This window comes from Mucilaginibacter sp. UYP27 (assembly GCF_040547175.1).
GTDB lineage: Bacteria > Bacteroidota > Bacteroidia > Sphingobacteriales > Sphingobacteriaceae > Mucilaginibacter.
Window position 1 is genome coordinate 1 of record NZ_JBEPPE010000012.1, and the last position, 22035, is coordinate 22035.

The 22035-nt window shown below is 44.5% G+C and carries 22 protein-coding genes; 10 read left to right on the plus strand and 12 right to left on the minus strand.

What is annotated here, in order from left to right; all coding sequences use genetic code 11:
• Positions 1-79: 79 nt before the first annotated feature.
• The gene (locus ABIB39_RS20825) at positions 80-718 is read right to left on the minus strand and encodes a TIR domain-containing protein (protein WP_354432112.1); all 639 of its coding nucleotides are present in this window, start codon (positions 716-718) and stop codon (positions 80-82) included.
• 208 nt (positions 719-926) lie between these two features.
• Positions 927-1154, minus strand: coding sequence for a hypothetical protein (locus ABIB39_RS20830; RefSeq protein ID WP_354432113.1), 228 nt, complete (start codon positions 1152-1154; stop codon positions 927-929).
• Positions 1155-1534: 380 nt separating this feature from the next.
• Between ABIB39_RS20830 and ABIB39_RS20835 the strand changes: the two genes are divergently transcribed.
• On the plus strand, positions 1535-3169 hold the full coding sequence (locus ABIB39_RS20835; RefSeq protein WP_354432114.1) for a TldD/PmbA family protein: 1635 nt from the start codon (positions 1535-1537) through the stop codon (positions 3167-3169).
• A 1-nt stretch (position 3170) separates the two neighbouring features.
• Positions 3171-4508: a TldD/PmbA family protein gene (locus ABIB39_RS20840; RefSeq protein ID WP_354432115.1), complete on the plus strand. Its 1338-nt coding sequence runs from the start codon at positions 3171-3173 to the stop codon at positions 4506-4508.
• 194 nt (positions 4509-4702) lie between these two features.
• Here the strand turns inward: ABIB39_RS20840 and ABIB39_RS20845 are convergent, their stop codons facing one another.
• From ABIB39_RS20845 to ABIB39_RS20860, 4 genes are all read right to left on the minus strand, one after another.
• Entirely contained in the window at positions 4703-5371 is a 669-nt protein-coding gene (locus tag ABIB39_RS20845) for an RDD family protein (protein WP_354432116.1), read from the minus strand.
• Positions 5372-5418: 47 nt separating this feature from the next.
• A complete protein-coding gene (locus tag ABIB39_RS20850) occupies positions 5419-6417 on the minus strand; it encodes a toast rack family protein (RefSeq protein WP_354432117.1) in 999 nt (332 codons plus the stop codon).
• 2 nt (positions 6418-6419) lie between these two features.
• Positions 6420-7025 carry a PspC domain-containing protein gene (locus ABIB39_RS20855; protein WP_354432118.1) on the minus strand — a complete coding sequence of 202 codons (606 nt, stop codon included), beginning with the start codon at positions 7023-7025 and terminating at the stop codon, positions 6420-6422.
• Between the two features lie 102 nt (positions 7026-7127).
• Positions 7128-7832, minus strand: a complete 705-nt coding sequence (locus tag ABIB39_RS20860) for an SDR family oxidoreductase (RefSeq protein WP_354432119.1) — start codon at positions 7830-7832, stop codon at positions 7128-7130.
• 94 nt (positions 7833-7926) lie between these two features.
• Here ABIB39_RS20860 and ABIB39_RS20865 point away from each other — a divergent pair, with 94 nt between their 5' ends.
• The 5 genes from ABIB39_RS20865 (at position 7927) to ABIB39_RS20885 (ending at position 12629) form a co-directional block, all read left to right on the plus strand.
• Complete coding sequence (locus ABIB39_RS20865) at positions 7927-8658, plus strand: MlaE family ABC transporter permease (RefSeq protein ID WP_354432120.1); 732 nt, start codon at positions 7927-7929, stop codon at positions 8656-8658.
• Complete coding sequence (locus ABIB39_RS20870) at positions 8655-9407, plus strand: ABC transporter ATP-binding protein (RefSeq protein WP_354432121.1); 753 nt, start codon at positions 8655-8657, stop codon at positions 9405-9407. The genes ABIB39_RS20865 and ABIB39_RS20870 overlap by 4 nt, the downstream gene beginning before the upstream one ends.
• A gap of 124 nt (positions 9408-9531) precedes the next feature.
• On the plus strand, positions 9532-10419 hold the full coding sequence (locus ABIB39_RS20875; protein ID WP_354432122.1) for a class I SAM-dependent methyltransferase: 888 nt from the start codon (positions 9532-9534) through the stop codon (positions 10417-10419).
• Between the two features lie 69 nt (positions 10420-10488).
• Entirely contained in the window at positions 10489-11553 is a 1065-nt protein-coding gene (locus ABIB39_RS20880; RefSeq protein ID WP_354432123.1) for a hypothetical protein, read from the plus strand.
• Positions 11554-11666: 113 nt separating this feature from the next.
• Complete coding sequence (locus ABIB39_RS20885; protein WP_354432124.1) at positions 11667-12629, plus strand: Gfo/Idh/MocA family protein; 963 nt, start codon at positions 11667-11669, stop codon at positions 12627-12629.
• A gap of 141 nt (positions 12630-12770) precedes the next feature.
• On the opposite strand, the gene lepB is transcribed toward ABIB39_RS20885, so the two are convergent.
• Genes lepB through ABIB39_RS20910 form a run of 5 tightly spaced genes read right to left on the minus strand, consistent with a single transcriptional unit; the run spans position 12771 to position 17161 of the window.
• Entirely contained in the window at positions 12771-13910 is a 1140-nt protein-coding gene (lepB, locus tag ABIB39_RS20890) for a signal peptidase I (protein WP_354432125.1), read from the minus strand.
• A gap of 22 nt (positions 13911-13932) precedes the next feature.
• Positions 13933-14682 (minus strand): 4-hydroxy-tetrahydrodipicolinate reductase, encoded by a 750-nt coding sequence (gene dapB / locus ABIB39_RS20895; RefSeq protein ID WP_354432126.1) that lies wholly within the window; start codon positions 14680-14682, stop codon positions 13933-13935.
• Between the two features lie 33 nt (positions 14683-14715).
• Positions 14716-15429: a DUF5683 domain-containing protein gene (locus ABIB39_RS20900; protein WP_354432127.1), complete on the minus strand. Its 714-nt coding sequence runs from the start codon at positions 15427-15429 to the stop codon at positions 14716-14718.
• Positions 15430-15434: 5 nt separating this feature from the next.
• The gene (locus ABIB39_RS20905) at positions 15435-16349 is read right to left on the minus strand and encodes a ParB/RepB/Spo0J family partition protein (protein ID WP_354432128.1); all 915 of its coding nucleotides are present in this window, start codon (positions 16347-16349) and stop codon (positions 15435-15437) included.
• An 8-nt stretch (positions 16350-16357) separates the two neighbouring features.
• Positions 16358-17161 carry a ParA family protein gene (locus ABIB39_RS20910; protein WP_354432129.1) on the minus strand — a complete coding sequence of 268 codons (804 nt, stop codon included), beginning with the start codon at positions 17159-17161 and terminating at the stop codon, positions 16358-16360.
• 280 nt (positions 17162-17441) lie between these two features.
• Between ABIB39_RS20910 and ABIB39_RS20915 the strand changes: the two genes are divergently transcribed.
• The 3 genes from ABIB39_RS20915 (at position 17442) to ABIB39_RS20925 (ending at position 20016) form a co-directional block, all read left to right on the plus strand.
• A complete protein-coding gene (locus ABIB39_RS20915) occupies positions 17442-17963 on the plus strand; it encodes an NADPH-dependent FMN reductase (RefSeq protein WP_354432130.1) in 522 nt (173 codons plus the stop codon).
• Between the two features lie 67 nt (positions 17964-18030).
• On the plus strand, positions 18031-18759 hold the full coding sequence (locus tag ABIB39_RS20920; RefSeq protein WP_354432131.1) for a hypothetical protein: 729 nt from the start codon (positions 18031-18033) through the stop codon (positions 18757-18759).
• 21 nt (positions 18760-18780) lie between these two features.
• Positions 18781-20016, plus strand: a complete 1236-nt coding sequence (locus tag ABIB39_RS20925; protein WP_354432132.1) for a hypothetical protein — start codon at positions 18781-18783, stop codon at positions 20014-20016.
• Between the two features lies 1 nt (position 20017).
• Here ABIB39_RS20925 and ABIB39_RS20930 read toward each other — a convergent pair whose 3' ends face one another.
• Complete coding sequence (locus ABIB39_RS20930; RefSeq protein ID WP_354432133.1) at positions 20018-21958, minus strand: T9SS type B sorting domain-containing protein; 1941 nt, start codon at positions 21956-21958, stop codon at positions 20018-20020.
• Between the last annotated feature and the right edge of the window lie 77 nt (positions 21959-22035).

Consider the following 22035-nt stretch of genomic DNA (forward strand, 5'->3'; position numbering starts at 1 on the left):
GAGTTTCCAACATCCCCACAGTTACAACAACAATAATTATATTTTTGAATTAAATAAGTCTATAAAATACCAGTCCGAACTAAGGGAGGGTTACACCAGTATCACATGGAGTATAAAGTACTATGCCAAACCCTACATTGGAATATTCTTCTATCTTCTCAATAATTGTTTTCCCTGAACTACTTTGTTCATGGAGTATTATAGGTTTAAATCCAATTTGTTCAATAAATCGTGCAGCTTTTGTTTCAGCTGTAATATCGTGCCCATGAACAATAAAAATATTATCATTCTGTTGCTGACTTATTTCAACTTTGATTGTATTAGATTCATTAACTAATGATCCTATCAAGGGCAATTTATTAACGAGTCTTTCTAAGTTGTTAATCTTAGTAGCAATATCCTTTTTTAAACTATCCAGTTCTTCTTGCCTACTATTCAATCTTGTATAAAAAAAAATTTCTGTACAAGACGCATAACTTCCTAAATATTCGCTTTTCGCAGGACGGAAAGATGTTTTGATTAATTCTGCATTGTAGTCATTCCAGTCATAATATTCTTTATTCAATAAATCCAATACGCTTGTGGTATCAACGCTTTTGTTAAATAAATCGCTGCCAAGTTTTATTCTTTCTAATAACTCTTCTTTAAATGACGCTTTATCTTTTATTAGTTTGGAAACATCATCACTATTAGAACCTGGTACCCTTTGATTAGCCATATTAAAATTAAACTGGTTGTTAACTTACCAATATTAAGAATTATTAATTTATTAAAAAACACTTTGAATAATTCTTACATCCTCACCTACAGGCGCGGCCGCCTTACTCATAATTACATCAGCCCTACCCACCATAAACCCGATAGCAGCGTATAGCAGATAGCGGGACTACCGCAACCAAAACGCTACTGCACTTGCTTTCAGATCTTTATTTTACTACAGCGAGCGAAACGCTACCGGCAATTGCTAATGGTATTGCCCAGTATTTCATTTCTATCCACATAAAAGCATTTTTCCTCTTATTGGTACTATGGCCATATTGAATGAGGTGGTGCCCGTCGTCAACAAACCAAACAATTGCGGCAGATATAAAGAAACATGCAGGGCGCAGATATGGGGTATCTACACCTAAAGCATCAGATAATGTAAACAACACTACTCCACAAATAAGCGGAACGCCTAATACCCAGCCTCCCTGCCCTTATGTTGTATAAAATGCACTATCATGCTTTAAATATATAACTAAAAGCTTTAATATTTAATCGTTAACACACTTCGCTAACTCTTCTTCAGAGGGAATTTGATTTTTCACTTTGTCAGTCTGAGCTTGTCGAAGACTTTAAACGCGGCTAATGGTTCGACAGGCCCACCATGACAACTTACTTATCACTTTACTAACACACCCCTTACCCCTCTCAAGAGGGGAACTCAAAATCACTTGCACATCTGCACATCCCCGCATCTTCACATTTGCATATCCGCACATTTGCACATCATCCTTTAATCGCTATATTTAGGCTTTAATACTGACCCACTTTGAAAAGAAAAGACTTCCTCTACCTTACAGGCATGGGCATAAGTGCCGGCATGCTTAGCCAGTTTACGGCCGCCGGTTCGCCAATTGTGCCGGGCACGCGCATGCGCGATGTTGATATGGCCATTAAAAAACGCATGAGCGATGTAGCCCTTAACGCTGCACGCGCCAAAGGCGCTACCTATACCGATGTGCGCCTTGGCCGCTACCTCAACGAGTATGTGGTTACCCGCGATAAAAACATTGAAAATATTGTTGATACCGAAAGCTATGGCATGGGCATCCGTGTTATTGCCAACGGCTGCTGGGGCTTTGCAGCTACAGATAAACTGGATAACGATAGCATTGCCCGCGCGGCAGAAACTGCTGTGGCCATTGCCAAAGAAAACTCGCGCCTGCAAAGCGAGCCGGTGCAGCTGGCCCCGCAAAAAGGGTATGGCGAGGTTACCTGGAAAACCCCTATCGAGCGCAACGCCTTTGATGTGCCGATGAAGGAAAAAACCGACCTGCTGCTTTCTGTTAACGATGCCGCCTTTAAAAACGGCGCCAACTACGTTAACTCGATCCTGTTTATGGTGAACGAGCAAAAATATTTTGCATCTACAGACGGCTCCTACATCGACCAGGATATCCACCGCATTTGGCCGGTATTTGGGGTTACCAAAATTGACGAGAAGAGTGGCAAGTTTGAAACCCGGAGTTCGCTTAGCGCACCGCGCGGCATGGGTTACGAGTACCTGCAACCACGCGAAAGCGACAAAATAAAAAGCCAGACCACCCTATACCGCGACCGCTACGACATGCTGGAAGACGCAGGCGCGGCGGCACTACAAGCTGCCGAAAAGCTGAAAGCGAAAACAGTAGAGCCGGGCAAATATGATTTGGTGCTTGATCCAAGTCACCTGTGGTTGACCATTCACGAATCTGTAGGCCACCCTTCGGAGCTTGACCGTGTGCTGGGTTACGAGGCCAACTTTGCCGGTACCAGCTTCCTGACACTGGACAAATGGAAATCGGGCAAGTTCAATTTCGGCAGTAAAAACGTAAATATTGTGGCCGATAAGCTGCAGCCGGGTTCGCTTGGTGCGGTTGGTTACGATGACGAGGGCGTGGGCACCAAAAAATGGGATATCATAAAGGATGGTGTGTTGGTAAACTACCAGGCCATCCGCGACCAGGCGCACATCATCGGGCTAAAGGAGTCGCAAGGCTGCTGCTACTCGCAAAGCTGGCGCGACGTACAGTTCCAGCGCATGCCAAACATATCACTGCAACCGGGTAAAGAGAAAATGGCCCCTGCGGATATGATAAAAAACGTGGAAAAAGGCATCTACATTATCGGTGATAGTTCGTTCTCTATAGATCAGCAACGTTACAACTTTCAGTTTAGCGGGCAGCTTTATTACGAGATCAAGAATGGTAAAATAGTGGGCATGCTAAACGATGTTGCGTACCAGGCCAACACGCAGGAATTTTGGAACTCGTGTACCGCAGTATGCGATAAGGACGATTACCGTTTAGGCGGCTCGTTCTTTGATGGTAAGGGGCAGCCAATGCAGGCCAGCGCTGTATCTCATGGTTCATCAACAGCCCGTTTTAACGGGGTTAACGTAATTAACACAGCAAGAAAAATATAACATGGCAATATTAACTGAAAACGAATGCCGCACCCTGTTAAAAAAGGTGCTGAGCTATTCAAAAGCTGATGAATGCCAGGTTAGCATTTACAGTTCAGATTCGGCAAACGTACGTTTTGCCCGCAACAACGTATCAACCAGCGGCGCTATCAGCAGCAGCAGCATGTCAATCTCATCAGCCTTCGGCAAAAAACTGGGCGTTATCACCTTAAATGATTACAGCGACGAATCGATTCAAAAGGCGGTAAAACGCTCGGAAGAGCTTGCACAATTTGCACCCGAAAACCCGGAGTACATGCCGATGCTTGGCCCGCAAACCTACCCTGCCCACGGCGAAACCTTTGTGGCTGCTACAGCCGCGATAACGCCCGCACAGCGTAGCAAAATGGTGGAGGACAGCCTAAATATATCTAAGCAAAACAAACTTATAGCAGCCGGCTTTTTGCAGGATAGCTCGGCCAGCAGCGCCATGATGAATTCTAAAGGCCTGTTTGTATTTAACCGTGGCACCAACGTCAATTTCTCGGCAACCATGCGTACGGCAGATGGACAAGGGTCCGGCTATGTTACTAAGGATTATAATGATATAGGCAAGCTGGATGTTAAGGCCTTCTCGGCCATCGCCGCTAAAAAAGCCGCCGGATCTGTTGCTGCAAAAGCCATTGAGCCGGGTAAATACACGGTGATATTAGAGCCTGCCGCAGGTATAGTTTTGCTTGAGCAGCTATATGGCAGCCTTGACGCGCGTAGTGCCGATGAAGGCCGTAGCTTTTTGAGTAAACCGGGCGGCAAAACCCGCCTTGGCGAAAAACTGGTTGACGAGCGCGTAAACATTTACGCCGACCCTACCAACCCCGAGCTGCCTGCCACCACTTACGACGGCGAGGGCATGCCATTAGATAAGATGAGCCTGATAGAAAAAGGGGTGATCAAAAATTTAAGTTACTCGCGCTACTGGGCGCAAAAGAAAGGTGTAAAACCGGTGCCCGGCGCTGCAAACATTATTATGGAAGGTGGCACCCAAAGCTTGGAAGACCTGATAAAAGGCACCGAAAAAGGCATATTGGTTACCCGCCTGTGGTACATACGCCCGGTTGACCCGCAAACCTTGCTTTATACCGGCCTTACCCGCGATGGTACTTTTTACATAGAGAACGGACAGATAAAGTTCCCGATAAAAAACATGCGCTTTAACGAAAGCCCTGTTATTATGCTGAACAACCTGGATGCCCTTGGCAAAACAGAGCGCACCGTAAGTGGCGAAAGCAGCCAAAGCGCCCTGATACCCCCAATGCGTATCCGCGACTTTACGTTTAGCTCACTGTCTGACGCGGTGTAGGCCAGTTGGCAGTTTTTAGTTTTGCAGTTCGCAAGCTTTAATAGCGATGGGTATAAAACCCATCGCTATTTTTGTTCTCTCTCTGCGCGGCGTAGAAAACGTAAACGTTTTATTTTACTTCGGATCTTTCATTTGCACATCTGCATATCCGCACATTTGCACGTCCGCATTATCTGCATATCTGCACATCCGCCTTACCCGTCCAGCCTATCCTTTATCACCACTGTATCAGCCATTATATCGTGCAGGCATTGTTGTTTTGCAGTGAAAAAGCATATAATATAGCCTATAAAAAGCGTTGCTACAGACAGGTACTTACCCATATTGCGGCCAATGGCCTGGCCTTGGGTTATCTGCTCGCCATAATTATCACATACACGGATGTTCATCAGTTGTTTGCCAAATGTGCCGCGTTTGGGGCCGCTTTCCATCCGTACGTTGTAGATGATCTTCGCGATGGGGGTTAATGCAACTATGCCTATGGTGATACCCATACGTAGTGTTTGATTATCCGGCCCGGGGAGGGCCAATAACATTGCCAGCATCACTATAAAAGCCGCCAATACAAACACGCTAAGTACAATTAACCAGTCTATCACCATGGCAATGGCGCGCTGGTCAAAACTACCGAAGTACTGCATGGGCAGCGGGCGCCTTGCAAAGCCAAATAGCTGCCTTAACGCAGCTATTTCGTGTGCTTCTTTATAATCGTCCATCGCGGGGGTTTTTATAAAGTCGCTGGGCTTGATTTTTCGCTCTTTTAATTGCGCTATGGTAAATGGGCCATCGGGTTTCCCGTTGATGACGAGGGTATATTCATCATTGGTTGCGGGCTGTAAATTAGTATTGCCGGATGGTTGCATAGCGTTCAAATTTAAACATTAGGGGCAACCATCCGGCAATAAAACTATTAATATTTAACTACCTTAACATCAGACAGGCCGCCTTTTACGTGGATAATGATCTTATTTTTAGCGGTAGCAAACCCTGCAGATTCGTAAGTGTTATCACTTTTTTTATCGAAGCCGTTAAACTCGTTTGATGATAAGCCGGTATCTGCCGTGATACGGGTAGCCGCGTTTGCCGGCACGCTGATCTCTACTTCGGATACCCCGGTATTAACGTCTACATTAGTTTCGGCTAATGGCTGGCCCATTTTTATGTGGAACGATGCCGCGCCGCCGTTGATCTCAAAGCGTTTAATTTTATAGGGCGACAGGTCAAAATCCAGTTCGGTAGCGCCGGCTTTTACGTTGATATCCCATTCTGGCCGGGTATTTAATTTTATAGTGGCCGAGTTACCTTTATCGCTATCCCAATTGATATGGCCCTTTTTTTCTTTCATACGCAACCCTATAACAGGTGTTGTGCCATCCATTGTATGGGTGTAGATGTACCTGTTGTAACGCTCGCGGGTAGTTGCGGTGAACAACTGGTTGGTTGTATCTTTCAATGTATATACAGTACCGCCACCGCTTATCTCTAACCTTGCAGATGTAGCGGTTGCCACAAAAGGCTCGGTGTAGGTGCTGCTACCCTCTACTTTAACAATGCCGGTGCTATCGCTGCCGTTGTCGTCGTCATCATCGTCGTTGTTGTCATTGTCGTCACCATCTTTATACCATCCCTTGTCGTTAAAGTTCCAGTGGCCGGGCCTAAACCAGCGGTTATCAAAATGGCCAAATACCAACAGGGCAAAGCCTAATACCACCACGCCTATTTTAAGCGCGGTTGCCCATGGGGCTTTATTGTTGGCAAACACCAGGTTTACACCACCCATGATCAGGAATATTGGCCACAAGTGCCAGATGTTTCCCCAATGGAAATCTATTACATGATAATTATCTAACAGGAACACGGTTCCTAACAGTACCAGGATAAGGCCTGGTATTAATTTTTCGCTTTTCATAACTATACAGTTGGATTGTTATCGGTTTGGTTGTCTTCTGTCGCTTCGGTTTTAGGTTGAGTGGTAAACTCCGCTTCCTTTTTGTCGGCAACCCAGCCTTCTTTTTCCCATGGTTGTTTTTTGCCGCCAAAAATCATAGCTACACCCGCTACTACTAATATTGCAGGCCAAAGTTTTTCGAAGTCCCAATCAGGAATGATGTCTAACTGATCTACCAAAAATATGGCTCCAAGTGCTATTAGTATCACACCGAATATCACACCTACGTTTGAAGTTTTCTTAATAGGTTGATATGGGGGGAACGGCTGGCCGGGAAATGGTGGCTTAGGCACCGTGTAATCTACCTTTATATCGCCATATGTTTGTTGGTAGTTGGGGTTGTAGCCCGGTGTTACACCCGGTTTAAATGGCTCATTAAACCCAAACGGGCGTTTTGGCAATACTATCCATAAAACGATGTACGGCAATAAGCCCACACCTTTTAAACACATTGATACTACAAATAGTACGCGTACTATTGATACGTCCACGCCAAAGTAGTCGGCTAAGCCTGCGCATACACCGCTTATAACCTTGCGGTGCTCGTCTCTGTAAAGTTTCTTTTCCATTATCTTTTAGTTTAAATGTTAGCCCCCTCTAAATCTCCCCCGATAGGGGAGACTTTCTGTTTTTAAAGCCCCTCTCCCTCGGAGAGGGGTTTGGGGAGAGGCTTATATCTGGCCCGGCGCAGGTTTTATAACCACTTCATCAACACTTGCCCCGGCGCTCATATTTAATATGTTTACTATTGCCGATGCTACATCCTCGGGGAGTACCATTGTGTTTTTATCAACCTCAACGCCTTTCCACGAATCTGTTAATGTTGACCCCGGGATCACTGCTGTTACCTTAACACCATGTCCCTGCGTTTCGAGCCTCATTACCTTATTAAGACCTAAAAGTGCATATTTAGTTACACTATACATACCGGCCTCTGCTATGGGGTTTATAGCTGCTACCGAGCATATATTGAAGATATGCCCTTTACCGACAGAAACCATGCGTTTACCGAAGAAACGGTACAGTTCATAGGTCGGAAGCAGGTTGGTATCTATCTGTTTTTGGAAAGAATCTTCGCTGTCGTTAAGTATGGATACATGCTTATACATACCCACATTATTCACAATAATGTCGACGAAACCCAGCTTTTTCTCGGTGAATACGGCAAAATTTATCAGTTCATCGCGCTTACTGCAATCTGTAACCATGGTTATTACCGTAATTTGGGGATTGATGCTTTGCAACTCCTGTTTAAAATTTGATAAATCTTCCTCATTTCGAGAACAAATCGACAGGTTTATTCCTTGTTTAGCAAAAGCGATTGAAACAGCGCGTCCAATGCCTTTTGTTGCTGCGGTGATAAGGGCGTTTTTCATACTTAAATATCAATTAATATTGATTGAATTTGAAGCGGCAATATAGCTTAATATTAAAAAATGTATTTTTAACCGAATTATTTACGACCAACGAATGTTTCAAAGCTTAGGAAAATATATCCTCTTACTGGGTTTGAGTTTTAAAAAACCAGAGAAATTTAAAGTTTACTGGGCCGAGGTAATGCGCGAGATGGTTTCTGTGGGCATTGGCTCGTTAGGTATCATCAGCATTATATCCGTATTTATTGGCGCGGCAACAACCATCCAGGTGGCCTTCCAGTTATCCAGCCCGTTGGTGCCCCGCAGTATTGCCGGCAGCATCTCCCGCGACTCCAACATTCTGGAGTTTAGCCCAACTATATCATCATTGGTATTGGCCGGGCGTGTAGGGTCAAACTTCGCGTCGAACATTGGCACCATGCGCGTAACCGAACAGATAGACGCGCTGGAGATTATGGGCGTAAACGCACCGGGTTATTTAATAGCCCCTAAAATATTGGCGTCTATCACCATGGTACCGCTATTGGTTATCATATCAATTGCATTAGGCATCACCGGTGGTTATATCGCTTGTTTAGTTACCGGCAGCATTACCCCTGCAGATTACCTGATGGGTGTTAACGATGGTTTTGATGGTTTAACCATCCGCGTAGCGTTAGTGAAAGCATTTGTATTTGGCTTCCTTATCGCATCCATATGTTCTTACCAGGGGTTTTACACATCGGGCGGCGCGCTTGAGGTTGGCCAGTCGGCTACACAGGGCGTGGTATTTAGTTGTGTGTGGATCTTATTTGCCGACCTTATGATCACCAGTTTAATGTTATGATCGAGATCAAAGATATTTATAAAACCTTTGGCGATAATGATGTACTTAAAGGCATCAGTGCTACTTTCCAAACCGGAAAAAACAACCTTATTATAGGCGGCTCTGGCTCGGGCAAAACTACTTTGCTTAAATGTATCGTAGGCTTACATGAACCTACCAAAGGCCAGGTTTTTTTTGAGGAAGATAATTTTACCGAAATGGACTTTACCGCCCGCGTGCCCATCCGTACGCAAATTGGGATGCTTTTCCAAAACTCGGCCTTGTTTGACAGCATGACGGTGGAAGAGAACATCATGTTCCCGCTTAACCTGTTCACCGAGCAATCGGCTGCCGAAAAACAGGAGCGAGCCAATTTTTGCCTGGAGCGTGTAAACCTTAAAGATAAAAACAAACTTTACCCCGCCGAACTATCGGGGGGTATGAAGAAACGTGTGGGTATTGCCCGCGCCATATCCATGCAACCCAAGTTTTTATTTGTGGATGAGCCAAACTCCGGCCTCGACCCAAAAACTTCTATCCTGATAGATGACCTGATCAACGACCTTACCACAGAGTACAACATGACAACGGTTATTGTGACCCACGATATGAACTCGGTAATGGGGATTGGCGATCATATCATTTTTTTACACGAGGGCCAAAAATGGTGGGAAGGTTCTAATAAAGAAATTGCTAAAACCGACAATCAAGAACTTAACGATTTTGTATTCGCCAGTAAATTTATGCAGGCGGCTAAGGATAAATTATAGTTCTGTTAGTATTGTCAAGTAATTAGTATCAAGTATCAAGACCCAACTTTAGCAATTTTCCTACCTTTGCCGTTGGCAAGAAGATCTAACTACTTGATATTTGCTACTTGATACTCAAAAAAAAATGATCCAACTCCTTACACCAACCCACTGGAAAGATTACGAGCTGATTGATTGCGGCGACTTTGAAAAACTGGAAAGGTTTGGTAATACCATACTGATACGCCCCGAGCCACAAGCCGTTTGGAGCAAAACCCTTAGCCCTGCCGACTGGCAGCGCCTGCACCACATAAAGTTTAAAGGCCGTAGCGCAACCGCCGGCGACTGGGTAAAGAAAGACCCTAAAACTGCCGACCGCTGGCACGTGGAATACAAAAATAACGACGTAGCTATCAAGTTACGCCTGGGGTTAACCTCTTTTAAGCACCTGGGCATTTTCCCGGAGCAGGCCGTTAACTGGGATTATATATCAGACAATATCAAAAAATTTAAAACGCCAACGCCAAAGGTGCTTAATCTGTTCGCCTATACCGGGGGTGCATCATTAATTGCCCGCGCGGCAGGTGCCGATACCACGCACGTAGATTCGATAAAACAAGTGGTTACCTGGGCAAACGAGAACCAGGAACTATCGGGATTAAAAGATATCCGCTGGATGGTGGAGGATGCACTTAAATTTGTTAAGCGCGAAGTAAAGCGCGGCAAAACCTACAATGGTATCATCCTTGACCCGCCTGCTTACGGTAACGGCCCTAACGGCGAAAAATGGAAACTGGAAGATAACATTAACGAAATGATGAGCGATGTGATGCAATTGCTTGATCCCGAAGAACACTTCCTGATCCTGAATACTTACTCGCTTGGCTTTTCATCTGTCATTATCGAAAACCTTATTAAAAGCGCATACCCCAAAGTGGACAATTTAGAGATAGGCGAGCTGTATTTACAAGCTACAGCAGGCCCTAAATTACCATTAGGCGTGTTCGGTAAATTTTATAAAAATAAAAGCTAAGCGGCTTGTAAATTATATCTTTACAAGCATTATATTTAACCACACACATACTCAATACCCCATCTATCTATGAAATTAAAAAGCGTAATTTTTTCAGCACTTTTCGTGTTAGGCTCGGTAGCATTATTGCCGGCTTGTAATAGCAACAGCGGCACCAAAACAGCCGATAAAAAAGCAGGCGATACCACCGCGAAAGCACCGGGCGAAGAGGCCGATACTTTAGGCACAGTAAAATCGACCTACCCGCCAATTGATAAAGCTAAATACGATTCGTTATTGAAATTTAACGCACATACCGATACCAGCGGCAGGTGGCCGGTTAAAAACCAGCCTTACCCCCTGGGTGGTGCCATACTACCCTTTAAACGTATAGTATCTTTTTACGGTAACCTATACTCTAAAAAAATGGGTATCCTCGGCGAATTGCCGCCAAATGAAATGCTTGCCAAACTAAAAGGCGAAGTAAAAGCCTGGGAAAAAGCCGATCCTAAAACACCTGTACAACCTGCCCTGCACTACATTGCTGTAGTAGCACAAGGCGATGGCGGTAAAGATGGTAAATACCGTTACCGCATGCCATTTAAGCAAATTGATAGTATACTGGTATTAGCCAAAAAAGCGCATGCCATTGTTTTCTTAGATGTGCAGGTGGCATTAAGCAACATACAGGCCGAGTTACCTTTATTTGAAAAATACTTAAAAATGCCACAGGTACATTTTGGTATGGACCCTGAGTTTTCTATGAAAGACGGCAGCAAGCCCGGCAAAAAAATTGGCACATACGATGCTGCCGATATTAACTATGTAACCGGTTACTTAGCCAGCATTGTTAAAAAGAATGGCCTGCCTCCAAAAATATTGGTTGTACACCGCTTTACTAAAAAGATGGTTACCAACTACAAAAACATCAAATTACGCCCCGAAGTACAGGTAGTAATGGATATGGACGGATGGGGCGAACCTGACTTAAAAACAGGCACCTACCGCTACTTTATTAACCAGGAGCCGGTTCAATTCACGGGCTTTAAACTGTTCTACAAAAACGATATCAAGAAAGCACCTAACCATATGTTATCACCTGCAGAGGTAATATCAAGGTACAGCCCGTACCCTTTGTATATACAGTATCAATAGGTATTAGTGACCGAGGAGAGATAAATAGAGATTGGTTACCGCCATAACACATAGCCTTAAGTTGTTCTCAGCTTAAGGCTTTTTTATTTTTGACTTTTAACTTTTAAATTAATATGACCAAATGGGGTATTATCGGTTGCGGGCGCATCGCACACAGGTTTATACAGGGCTTACACGCCTTGCCCGATAACGTGCTTGCAGCCTCTTACTCGCGCCGGCCGGAAACGGTGGCCGACTTTGTGGCACAATATGGCGGCGTGGCTTGCAGCAACGCGGAAGAGCTTTTATCAAGTGATGTGGATGCCGTTTACATTGCCACCCTGCCAGATACCCACGCGGACTATAGTATTAAAGCTTTAAAAGCCGGCAAACATGTACTTTGTGAAAAACCGGCAACGCTAAACTTAATTCAGTTAAAAGAAGTGCTGGCCGTTGCCAAAGCAAGCGGGCTTTTATTTATGGAAGGGATGAAACCTCCCTTTTACCCCCTTTACCAAAAGCTAAAAGACTATGTACTTGAAGACCCCATTGGCCCGGTGGGTTATGTTCGGGCGGGTTCTTCGGTAGCGGATATCAGTCGGGACCATCCAAATTTTAGTCGTCTTTTGGCAGGTGGCGCATTAATGCAAATTGGTATTTACGAAGCCTTTTTGGCGATAGACTGGCTTGGTAATACCCAAGAAGTACAAGCTATGGGCCGCTTCAGCGGGATGGAGATAGATATGTTCAGCGTGTTTCAAACTAAACATGAGCATGGTTACGCGCAGCTTTATGGCGGTTTCGATCTGCATGGCAAAGGCGATGCGCTCATCTGCGGTACGCTCGGCAACATCACCATCCACAAAAACTGGTGGAACCCTGCAAAGGCCACTATCAATTACCTTGATGGCCGCACCGTTGAAATTGACGAGCCTTTTACCGCAGGCGGTCTAAATTACGAGATTCGACACTTTGTTGACTTGATGCGAGCCGGCAAAGTGGAAAGCCCCATCATTAGCTATGATATGTCGCGGCAAATGATAGCGATGATAGATGAGGCGAGAAAACAGGTTGGGTTAAAGTATGAGGGGGAATAAGTAGTTGCTTTACATCAGTTATTGCGAGCAGTTAAGCAATTCCCTCCTTGGGAAGGGTAGTGTTACTCTTTAACCACACGTCATTGCTATTCGATAAAGCCCGTTCTTTTGAACAGGGCTTTATCGAATATCATACAGGGCTTAGTGGATGCCCATGAACAACCGGCTCCAGCGGATCTTGCTGAAGAACGAGGCGTTATCATCCCAGCTCATCCATACAAACAGGGCTTTACCTACAATGTGATCTTCGGGTACAAAACCCCAATAGCGCGAGTCTAACGAGTCGTGGCGGTTATCGCCCATCATCCAGTAATAATTCATTTTAAAGGTATAGGTAGTTGCCTCTTTACCGTTTATCAGGATCTTACCGTTACCGTGTTCGATCTCTAATTTATTACCTTCATATACTTCTATAGCGCGGCCATATACCGGCAGGGTTAAGCTATCTAATTTAACTGTCCAGCCTTTTTTAGGGATAATGATAGGGCCATAATTATCTACGTTCCAGTCAGGATCTTTATTAAGCGGGCTCAGCTTATATTTTGGATACGCCGCCGGGAACACCGGATTAAACGGATCTGACATACCGGGCTGTTTGTAGTTTGGCGTAATAGATTTTACGTTTGAGTATGTCTTTAACTTCGTCGCCGCATCCTTTGTCATGGTAGGGATCGGCTGATTTGAATCGTAGTAAGACACATTCAGGTCGGCCAGTACCTGCGGGTTTAAATCCATACCGTTGGTTACAACATTGTAATCAGTTTGCTCGCCCGGTGGGTTTGGCGCTGCTTTACCATTTATATAAACCTGTGCATTTATCAGGCTTAACGTATCGCCGGGCGCACCCTGGCAACGTTTAATGTAGTTTTCGCGTTTATCCACCGGCCTAAAGTATGGCGAATCGGCTTCCATCGGGAAGTTAAATACCACTACATCACCTTTTTTAACTTCGCTTAAACCAGGCAGGCGATAGTATGGCAATTTGATGCCATCCCAGTATGCTTTGGTACCTAATATTGGCATAGTGTGATGCGCAAACGGGAACGCGATAGGCGTCATCGGCGTGCGGGCACCGTAGTTAACTTTGCTTACAAACAAAAAATCGCCTACTAAAAGCGAGCGCTCCATTGATGGTGTAGGTATGGTATATGCTTCTATAAACAGCGTACGGATCAGCGTAGCGGCAATCACCGCGAAAATTATAGCGTCTGCCCACTCGCGGCCGGCGCTCTTTTTTTTCTTCTCTTTTGATTTATTTTTATTCCAGAATTTCCAGTTCATTACTTAAATATTGGGCAGTAAATTAGTTATTAAAATCAAACATATCCTCAACAGAATAAAAACCTTTTTTATCCTGCACCCATTCGGCAGCCAGCACGGCACCTAATGCAAAGCCATTACGGTTATGGGCGGTATGTTTAAACTCTATGGTATCTATTTCAGAATCGTATATAACGGTGTGGGTACCGGGCACATTCTCTATCCTTAACGATTCTATCAGCAGTTCGTTGGCGGCAACAACCTCTTCATCGGGTTTATCATCGCTTATCAATACATTTTTCCAGTCTTTTTTTGCATCGAGGTTTTCCAGTATGCCTTCGGCAATGGTAATGGCTGTGCCGCTTGGTGAATCCAGCTTTTGGGTATGATGGATCTCTTCTACCTGCACATCATAGTACGGGTAATTATTCATCAGTTTAGCCAGGATCTTGTTTACGTGGAAAAACACATTCACCCCAACACTAAAGTTGGTGGCGTAAATAAACGACGCTTTGTGGTATTCGCATTGTTCTTTTATTTGCGCCATTTCGTGGTGCCAGCCGGTGGTGCCCACAACAATGGGTACACCTGCCTTAAAACAGCTTTCTATATTACCCAGCACAGTTGCGGGAGTGCTAAACTCGATGGCTACGTCGGCCTTTTGGAGGTTTTCGGTAGTTAGGTCATCAAGGTTATTGTTATCTATTTTAAGTACAATTTCGTGTTTGCGGTCATGGGCAATCTTCTCGATTATCTTCCCCATTTTACCGTAACCTAACAATGCGATCTTCATCCGTAAATTATTAAACTGTATGCTTCGTTCTATTTAAAGCGTTAGGGTTAATTTTAATCCCGGCATAAATGTACTGTTAAAATTTGATGCTGCATAAACAGGCTGCCCCATTAAGGTTGGGGTAACTTTAAAAGAGAGATTATTATCTACTGTATAGGCATTAATGAACTTCCCGGTAATGTAAGCCTCTACGGCTTGTATGCCCCAAACGGCTATTACACCTAATATACTAATCTGAAAGTTACGCTGATACCCGTTTGCCGCGCTCTCCAAATCGGTGCTTGACGCGCCGTAATTTACCACATATAAATCGTATTCACGTTTGTATTTCACGTAAGAATCATACATCCTGTCGCCCGGTACGGGTACGCTACCTGTACGGGTTATTTTGGCAAGAGCCACAAAAACCTTATAATTTTTCTGATTCACAATAATGGCATTACCCAGTAAGCCCAGGCCCGCATAAATTGCCGGCACCTTTATATACCATAGTTCGCGGTTATAGTATTGGCCCCATCCGGGGATGATGAGCGAGCGTTTCACAGCCAAACTTGGGCTGTGTGTACTATCCGGGTGGTATTCTTTTTCTTTTTTTATTGGTGGTGCAAAAGAATTTCTTTTTATGGGGTCTGCTTTTTTAACAACGGTATCAGCCTTGGCTTTTGCCGCCACGGTATCGGGGGTTTGGCCCATCGCGAAAAAGGCAAACCCTAAAAATAGTACAGTAGTTAAAAGTGTTTTCAGCATGTGTTTTACCAATCCAGCATTTCAAGTATCCGGCCCAGATCGTCTTCGGATAAGAACGGGATTTCGATACTTCCATTGCCTTGAGCGTTAACTTTAAGTTTTACCCTGGTGCTAAACTTCGAGGCAAGGTCATCCTGTACCTTTTGTAGCTGATAGGTAAGCGTTTCGGGCTGTTTGCCTTCCTTTTTTTGCGGGGCTTTCTGGATCTCGCGAACCATCTCCTCTACCTTACGTACCGACAGCTCGTTTTTAATGATCTGCTGGAAAATGTAGAGCTGAACAGCGGGGTCATCAACAGCTAATAAAGCCTTGGCATGGCCCATGCTGATGCCGCCATCGCGGATAGACGCCTGGATGGTTGGCGGCAATTTTAAAAGCCTTAAGTAATTGGTAACCGTAGAGCGGTTTTTGCTCACGCGATCGCCAAGTTCTTCCTGTTTAAGGCTGCACTCGTCTATCATCCGCTGAAAGCTCAGGGCTACCTCAATAGCATTCAGGTTTTCGCGCTGGATGTTCTCTATCAAGGCCATCTCCAGCATCTGCTGGTCGTTAGCGGTGCGTACGTATGCCGGGATCTGGGTGAGGCCCGCCATTTTTGACGCGCGTAACCTGCGCTCGCCCGATATTAACTGGTAAGCGTGCGCGCTTACCTTACGTACGGTGATGGGCTGTATCAACCCTTGCAATTTTATTGAGGCGGATAGGTCGGCAAGGGCTTGCTCATCAAAGCCGGTGCGAGGCTGAAAAGGGTTAACCTCTATCTCGCTTATCCTGATCTCATTCACCGACCCCAGGCTATCGGTTTCCGATACCGGGTTAGACGGATTAGAATAACTGTTCTTATTTTGATTTACACTTGGGGAATCGTTTAGCAAGGCGCTTAAACCTTTTCCCAAAGCGTTTCTTTTTTCTGTACTCATTGTTGTTGTTAAGCTGTTACGGTAGTTGCCAGTTCCTCGTTACTCACCAAACCATTCTTGCGGATGATCTCGCGGGCAAGGTTAAGGTAGTTAACGGCACCTTTACAGTTTGCATCGTGCATAATTACGGATATACCAAAGCTTGGCGCCTCGCTTAAGCGGGTGTTACGCTGTATAATGGTATCAAACACCATATCCTCAAAGTGGGTGCGCACTTCATCTACCACTTGGTTAGAAAGGCGCAGGCGCACATCGTACATTGTCAATAAAATACCCTCTATAGCTAAGGTAGTGTTCAGGCGCGATTGTACAATTTTGATGGTGTTCAATAACTTGCCCAAACCCTCTAACGCGAAGTACTCGCACTGCACCGGGATAATAACCGAATCGGCAGCGGTAAGGGCGTTTATGGTAATTAAACCTAACGACGGAGAGCAGTCGATGATGATAAAATCGTAATCATCGCGGATGCTTTCTAAAACCGCTTTCATTTTATACTCGCGGTTTGGCAGGTTTATCATTTCTATCTCGGCACCAACCAGGTCTATATGCGCTGGCAAAAGGTCAAGGTTTGGTGTTTCGGTTTTTTGGATGGCTTCGCGAGGGTCCACTTCGTTAATGATGCACTCGTAAATACTGTTCTTTATATTGCGCGGGTCGAAACCAATGCCCGATGTTGAATTTGCCTGCGGGTCGGCATCTAACAGTAAGGTCCTGTATTCCAGCACGGCTAAGCTTGCGGCAAGGTTTATGGATGATGTAGTTTTACCAACGCCACCTTTCTGGTTAGCTAAAGCAATAATTTTACCCATTATATATCTCTAAAAAAATTAAGTCTGTGGTGTATTACGAACGAAAAACAGGCACATAAATTTCTATGTTTGTACTGTTTTTTTATCCGCCGCTAAAGATACGGATTTAAACAATTGAGAAATTAACAGTTTTGCCAACTTACAAACATTGTTGGGGCTAATTAGTGAGTTATTGATTTAGTGAAGTAGTGAAGTTTTCTTGCATACCGTCAAGCAATTAACCTTTATCTACCATTAAAGCCAATCACTAATTCGCCAACTCACTAATTCAATAATTAACATGGTCACCATCATAGCATCTACAAACCGCGCCGGCAGCTCAACCTTAAAGCTTGCCCAATACTATCAAAAGCAACTGGCTGCAAAGGGTATGGAAACAACGCTGCTATCATTGGCACAACTGCCGCCAAACCTGATAGAGACAGACCTTTACGGCAAACGCAGCGAGGCCTTTGGCAAGATCCAGGACATCATCACCGCAACAGAAAAATTCCTGTTCGTGATCCCCGAATACAACGGCAGCTACCCCGGCATTTTAAAGGTTTTTGTGGATGCCTGCAGCTTCCCCGAAAGTTTTTATGATAAAAAGGCGGCACTGGTTGGCCTGTCATCCGGTAAGTATGGTAACATCCGCGGGGTAGATCATTTTACGGGCGTATGCCACTACCTCAACCTGCATGTAATGCCGCTAAAGATCCACATCGCATCCATTCGTAACGAGATGGATGAACAGGGCAACATCACGCCCGAAGACACTTTGAAATTCACCAACGAGCAGATGGATAAGTTCATCAAATTTTAAATAACTAAATTTTAGTGCTACTGATGGAGAATTTCGATATATTCATCCCACCAATTATCACTAATTAATGAAACTTATTTATAAGCTGCTGTTAGCGGCCCTAATATTCCCGGCACTTTCTTACGGCCAGGGCAATTTTAAGCCTGGTTATGTAATTACCCTAAAAGGCGATACTCTAAAAGGCCTCATTAGCGAACACGAATGGGATTCTAACCCGAAGGCGGTTTCTTTTAAACCAGATACAATCCACACCACCCAAAGATTTACGGTTGCCGATATTAAACAATTTACCATTGCCGATGCGCTAACGTATAAACGTTATGTGTGCAGCATAAGCCTTGGTACTGTTGATGAAAACCATTTAAACGCCAGGGATACAACTTCAAAAGTAGATACAGTATTCCTGGAGCAATTGCAAAAGGGCGAAAACATCTCCCTGTATTCCTACTCCGACAATACAAAAACGCGCTTTTACACAACCGAAAAGGATAATGATACGCCGCGGGAACTCGTTTATCGGTTGTATATGTTGTCGGACCCAATAGTGAGCAAAACCGAAAACCAGTACAGGCAACAATTAGCCAGCCTTGCCTTAAAGTATGGCGCCCTTACCGATAAACTTCAACGGACCTTAGATGATCTTGAATTTCGCGAACATACCCTCGTAAAAGTTGCAGCACAAATAAATGGGATAGATAAACCCTTACTGGTTAAAAAGAAGAAAAATTATACCAAACTAACGCTTGCTGTAATCCTGTTTGGCGTAATAGCATACCTTGTACTTTTTAAAAGCTAAATAACCTAACACCATCGTTTCATGAAATATTTATGCTCCCTGGCAGCTATGATGCTGCTCGCTATTGCTGCAAATGCACAAAGCAATTACAAAGCCGGCTATTTTATTTCGCCCGGTGGCGATACTACAAAAGGTTATATTAACTACCGCGAATGGAGCGAGAACCCCGATGTAATTGATTTTAAGCCCACCCTTAATGATAACCAACGCCGGCAATTAACCCCGCAAAACGCCAGGTTAGTAAACATAATCGGGATGGATGTTTACGAAAGTTATACCGGCCCTATAAGTACAGATGTGGAAGGCAGCACTGAAAGGGACACCTCTGTGGAGCAACGTACCAGTTTCCTGAAATTGCTTACCCATGGTGATATAGCAGCAATATATGATTACCGCGACCGGCTAAAAATGAGGTATTTTATAAAACCGGGCCAAGCAGCCCCTGTCGAACTTATCTTTCGTACCTACAAGCAAAATGATTTGAATGTAGATGAGCGTACCTATCGTAAGCAATTAAGCATTATTGCATCACAAAACCAAAAACTGGATGATGGTCTAAACAAACTGATACAGCAGACTAATTATAACGAGCAAGACCTGGTGAAAGTGGTTAAAAGCATAAACAACATTACCGATAACCAGGCCATGGCGGCATCAGCACAAAAAGCAAAAACCCTTGTTTTTTATGCCGGCGTTGGTGCTAACCTAAGCTTTTACAAAACAGATGGCGGTTTAAAGTTTGCTGGCGCGCCAAATGCTTCGTCTGTTTTACCAAAAATAGTTGCCGGCTTTAATGTTTATGCAAACCCGCGCGTACAGCAACTGGTTTTAAGGGTAGAAGCAGGGGCCGCATTGGGCCGCTATTCAACAACATATACCAGTACGGTGTCTCCTTATAATGATGCCATATTTAAGTTCAATCAGCTAAATATATCTGTTAGCCCGCAAATACTTTACAACTTTTATAATAAGCCCGACTTTAAATTTTTTATGGGCGCAGGTTTGCAGGCCTCGCTCATCAGCTACAGCGGTAAAGAATTTCGCAATGCCGATGGGTCCCCAAGCCAGCTTGCAACACAACCGTTTAATTCATTTCTTAAATCTGCAAATTCAATAATTGTTAAAGCTGGTGTAGTCATTAACAGGCAAATTGAAATAAATGCCGGCTACCAAAGCGTTGCCGATGTTTCACACGACCCTTATTTCCGCATCACCACAACCGGTGCCCATTTAGGCGTTAATTATTTTTTGAAATAATTTATCTTATCAGCAACACCCAGCCCGACAGGTTTGGTGTGTTATTTTTAAGGTCGATGATGTAATAGTAGGTATCGGCGGGCAATACGCGCCCATTATAGGTACCGTCCCAAGGTTTACTGTAGCCTTTACTTGTAAATACCTGCTTGCCGTTGCGGGTGTAAATGGTAATAACGCCCTGCGCATAGGTATCAAGTGCTTCTATATTCCATAAATCGTTAATGCCATCACTATTTGGCGTAAAGCTGGTTGGGATAACTAACTTGTTATAAACCCTTACAAAAATACTGCTTTCATTGGTGCCGCAATTGGCCGATGTTACCGTTAATGTGTAAGTAATATCGTTTAGCGGCGTAGCCGTTGGTGTGGGCGATGCAGGATTATCCAGGTAGGTGGTAGGCGACCAACTGTAGGTTACATTATCACCTGTTCCGCTGCCTTTCAGCGTTACAGATTGGCCTTCAAATATCTTTTTATCATCACCAGCATTAGCTACCGGCAGGGGTAACACATCAACCTGCACCGTATTGGTGCTAAAGCAATTTTTAGCATTGGTAACCGTAACCGCGTACAGCGTGGATACCGTAGGGCTGGCAACGGGATTAGCCGAGTTAACATCTGAAAGGCCCGCCGCCGGCGACCACCTGTAGGTAACCCCATCTACAGCGAACGCGGTAATTGGCACACCACTACCCGCACAGGTACTTTGCGGCGGGCTTACTGTAATAACAGGCTTGGTATTAACAGTAACTTCAACACTTTTTGGCGTTACACAACCCGCGGCAGATTTGACATCTACATGGTAAGTGCCCCTATGGGCAACGCTTGATACCGGTATTATTAAAGGGTTTTGCGTACTGGTTGTCAAATCAGGCAAGGTCCATTGGTAGGTTGCCCCACCTGTTGCCGTAAGCATGATTGGATCGCCCTCGCAAACCACTTGCGGCGGTATATTGGCGACTACCGGGAACGCTGTAACGTTTATTGTGACCGTGTTTGAGTATACCCTGCAATTTGGCGAGTTTATATTGCCACCCTCGGCAGCCAGTAAACGGTATTGGTACGAACCAAGCTGCGCACTTGGGAATACAACATTTAAGGATGTATTTACTTCGCCATCAATATTAACCCATCCGCTTCCGGTATTTTTTTGCCACTGGTAGGCTGGGTTGTTATACCCTGCCCCGGTTGTAGTAGTAATAGTATAATTAGCGGTCTGCCCTTCGCACACGTTGTTTTGGGTTACATTTATTTCGTCTGCAAAACCGGCTTGTAAAACGGGCCCGTAGGCCCTAAAAGTTATATCATCCAGCAAAAAATCGTTGCCGGCACCACCCGGTGCATTGTTTACCATGCGTACAACTACAGTGGTGACACCAGGCGGTGTGGTAAAAGTTAAACCATATTTTTCCCAACCGTCGGGGTTACTGGTTGGGGGGATATCCACGGTGTACAAACCAATATTATCGCCCGTTAAAGTTTCTACCTTGAAACTGATATTTGGCTCTATAAACCCAGGCAGCCCTGCTTTTATTAGATTTAATACGTAAGCAGAAAACTCATACGTAGTATTTTCGCACAATGCCCCGGCATTTGTACCGTCTACAGTTGTTTCTTTGCTAAAAAACTCTTTACCTGCCACGGCATCCGCGTTTACCACCATCATAAAACCATCGTTACCGGTATGGTCTTTTAGCACTACATGCCACGTATCGGGGTGGCAACCTTGTTCAGTTTTTGAAAGGGCATATTTACCATCTTCGGGGCACGAGCCGCCAACAAATGTATAACCTGTAGTCGGGAATTTTGGAGCATCGCCCGATCCAAAATCGAAAGTAAATACAGGGTCGCCCAAACTACCGTTACCTACCTGCGCAAATGCCCGCACATTGATCAATAAAAAAACCAGGAAGACTAAAAACTTTAACTTATTAATTGGCATAGCGTACTGGTGTACAAATAGGTAGCGTCAAAAATATAGCTTTTTAGCAAAGTTGCGCCAATTGGTCAAATTTAATT

Bases quoted from the DNA above. Each gene is read 5' to 3' on its own strand.
- ABIB39_RS20825 (WP_354432112.1), bottom strand. From the start codon at position 718: ATGGCTAATCAAAGGGTACCAGGTTCTAATAGTGATGATGTTTCCAAA.
- ABIB39_RS20840 (WP_354432115.1), top strand. From the start codon at position 3,171: ATGGCAATATTAACTGAAAACGAATGCCGCACCCTGTTAAAAAAGGTG.
- ABIB39_RS20845 (WP_354432116.1), bottom strand. From the start codon at position 5,371: ATGCAACCATCCGGCAATACTAATTTACAGCCCGCAACCAATGATGAA.
- ABIB39_RS20850 (WP_354432117.1), bottom strand. From the start codon at position 6,417: ATGAAAAGCGAAAAATTAATACCAGGCCTTATCCTGGTACTGTTAGGA.
- ABIB39_RS20855 (WP_354432118.1), bottom strand. From the start codon at position 7,025: ATGGAAAAGAAACTTTACAGAGACGAGCACCGCAAGGTTATAAGCGGT.
- ABIB39_RS20860 (WP_354432119.1), bottom strand. From the start codon at position 7,832: ATGAAAAACGCCCTTATCACCGCAGCAACAAAAGGCATTGGACGCGCT.
- ABIB39_RS20865 (WP_354432120.1), top strand. From the start codon at position 7,927: ATGTTTCAAAGCTTAGGAAAATATATCCTCTTACTGGGTTTGAGTTTT.
- ABIB39_RS20870 (WP_354432121.1), top strand. From the start codon at position 8,655: ATGATCGAGATCAAAGATATTTATAAAACCTTTGGCGATAATGATGTA.
- ABIB39_RS20875 (WP_354432122.1), top strand. From the start codon at position 9,532: ATGATCCAACTCCTTACACCAACCCACTGGAAAGATTACGAGCTGATT.
- ABIB39_RS20880 (WP_354432123.1), top strand. From the start codon at position 10,489: ATGAAATTAAAAAGCGTAATTTTTTCAGCACTTTTCGTGTTAGGCTCG.
- ABIB39_RS20885 (WP_354432124.1), top strand. From the start codon at position 11,667: ATGACCAAATGGGGTATTATCGGTTGCGGGCGCATCGCACACAGGTTT.
- lepB (WP_354432125.1), bottom strand. From the start codon at position 13,910: ATGAACTGGAAATTCTGGAATAAAAATAAATCAAAAGAGAAGAAAAAA.
- dapB (WP_354432126.1), bottom strand. From the start codon at position 14,682: ATGAAGATCGCATTGTTAGGTTACGGTAAAATGGGGAAGATAATCGAG.
- ABIB39_RS20900 (WP_354432127.1), bottom strand. From the start codon at position 15,429: ATGCTGAAAACACTTTTAACTACTGTACTATTTTTAGGGTTTGCCTTT.
- ABIB39_RS20905 (WP_354432128.1), bottom strand. From the start codon at position 16,349: ATGAGTACAGAAAAAAGAAACGCTTTGGGAAAAGGTTTAAGCGCCTTG.
- ABIB39_RS20910 (WP_354432129.1), bottom strand. From the start codon at position 17,161: ATGGGTAAAATTATTGCTTTAGCTAACCAGAAAGGTGGCGTTGGTAAA.
- ABIB39_RS20915 (WP_354432130.1), top strand. From the start codon at position 17,442: ATGGTCACCATCATAGCATCTACAAACCGCGCCGGCAGCTCAACCTTA.
- ABIB39_RS20920 (WP_354432131.1), top strand. From the start codon at position 18,031: ATGAAACTTATTTATAAGCTGCTGTTAGCGGCCCTAATATTCCCGGCA.
- ABIB39_RS20925 (WP_354432132.1), top strand. From the start codon at position 18,781: ATGAAATATTTATGCTCCCTGGCAGCTATGATGCTGCTCGCTATTGCT.
- ABIB39_RS20930 (WP_354432133.1), bottom strand. From the start codon at position 21,958: ATGCCAATTAATAAGTTAAAGTTTTTAGTCTTCCTGGTTTTTTTATTG.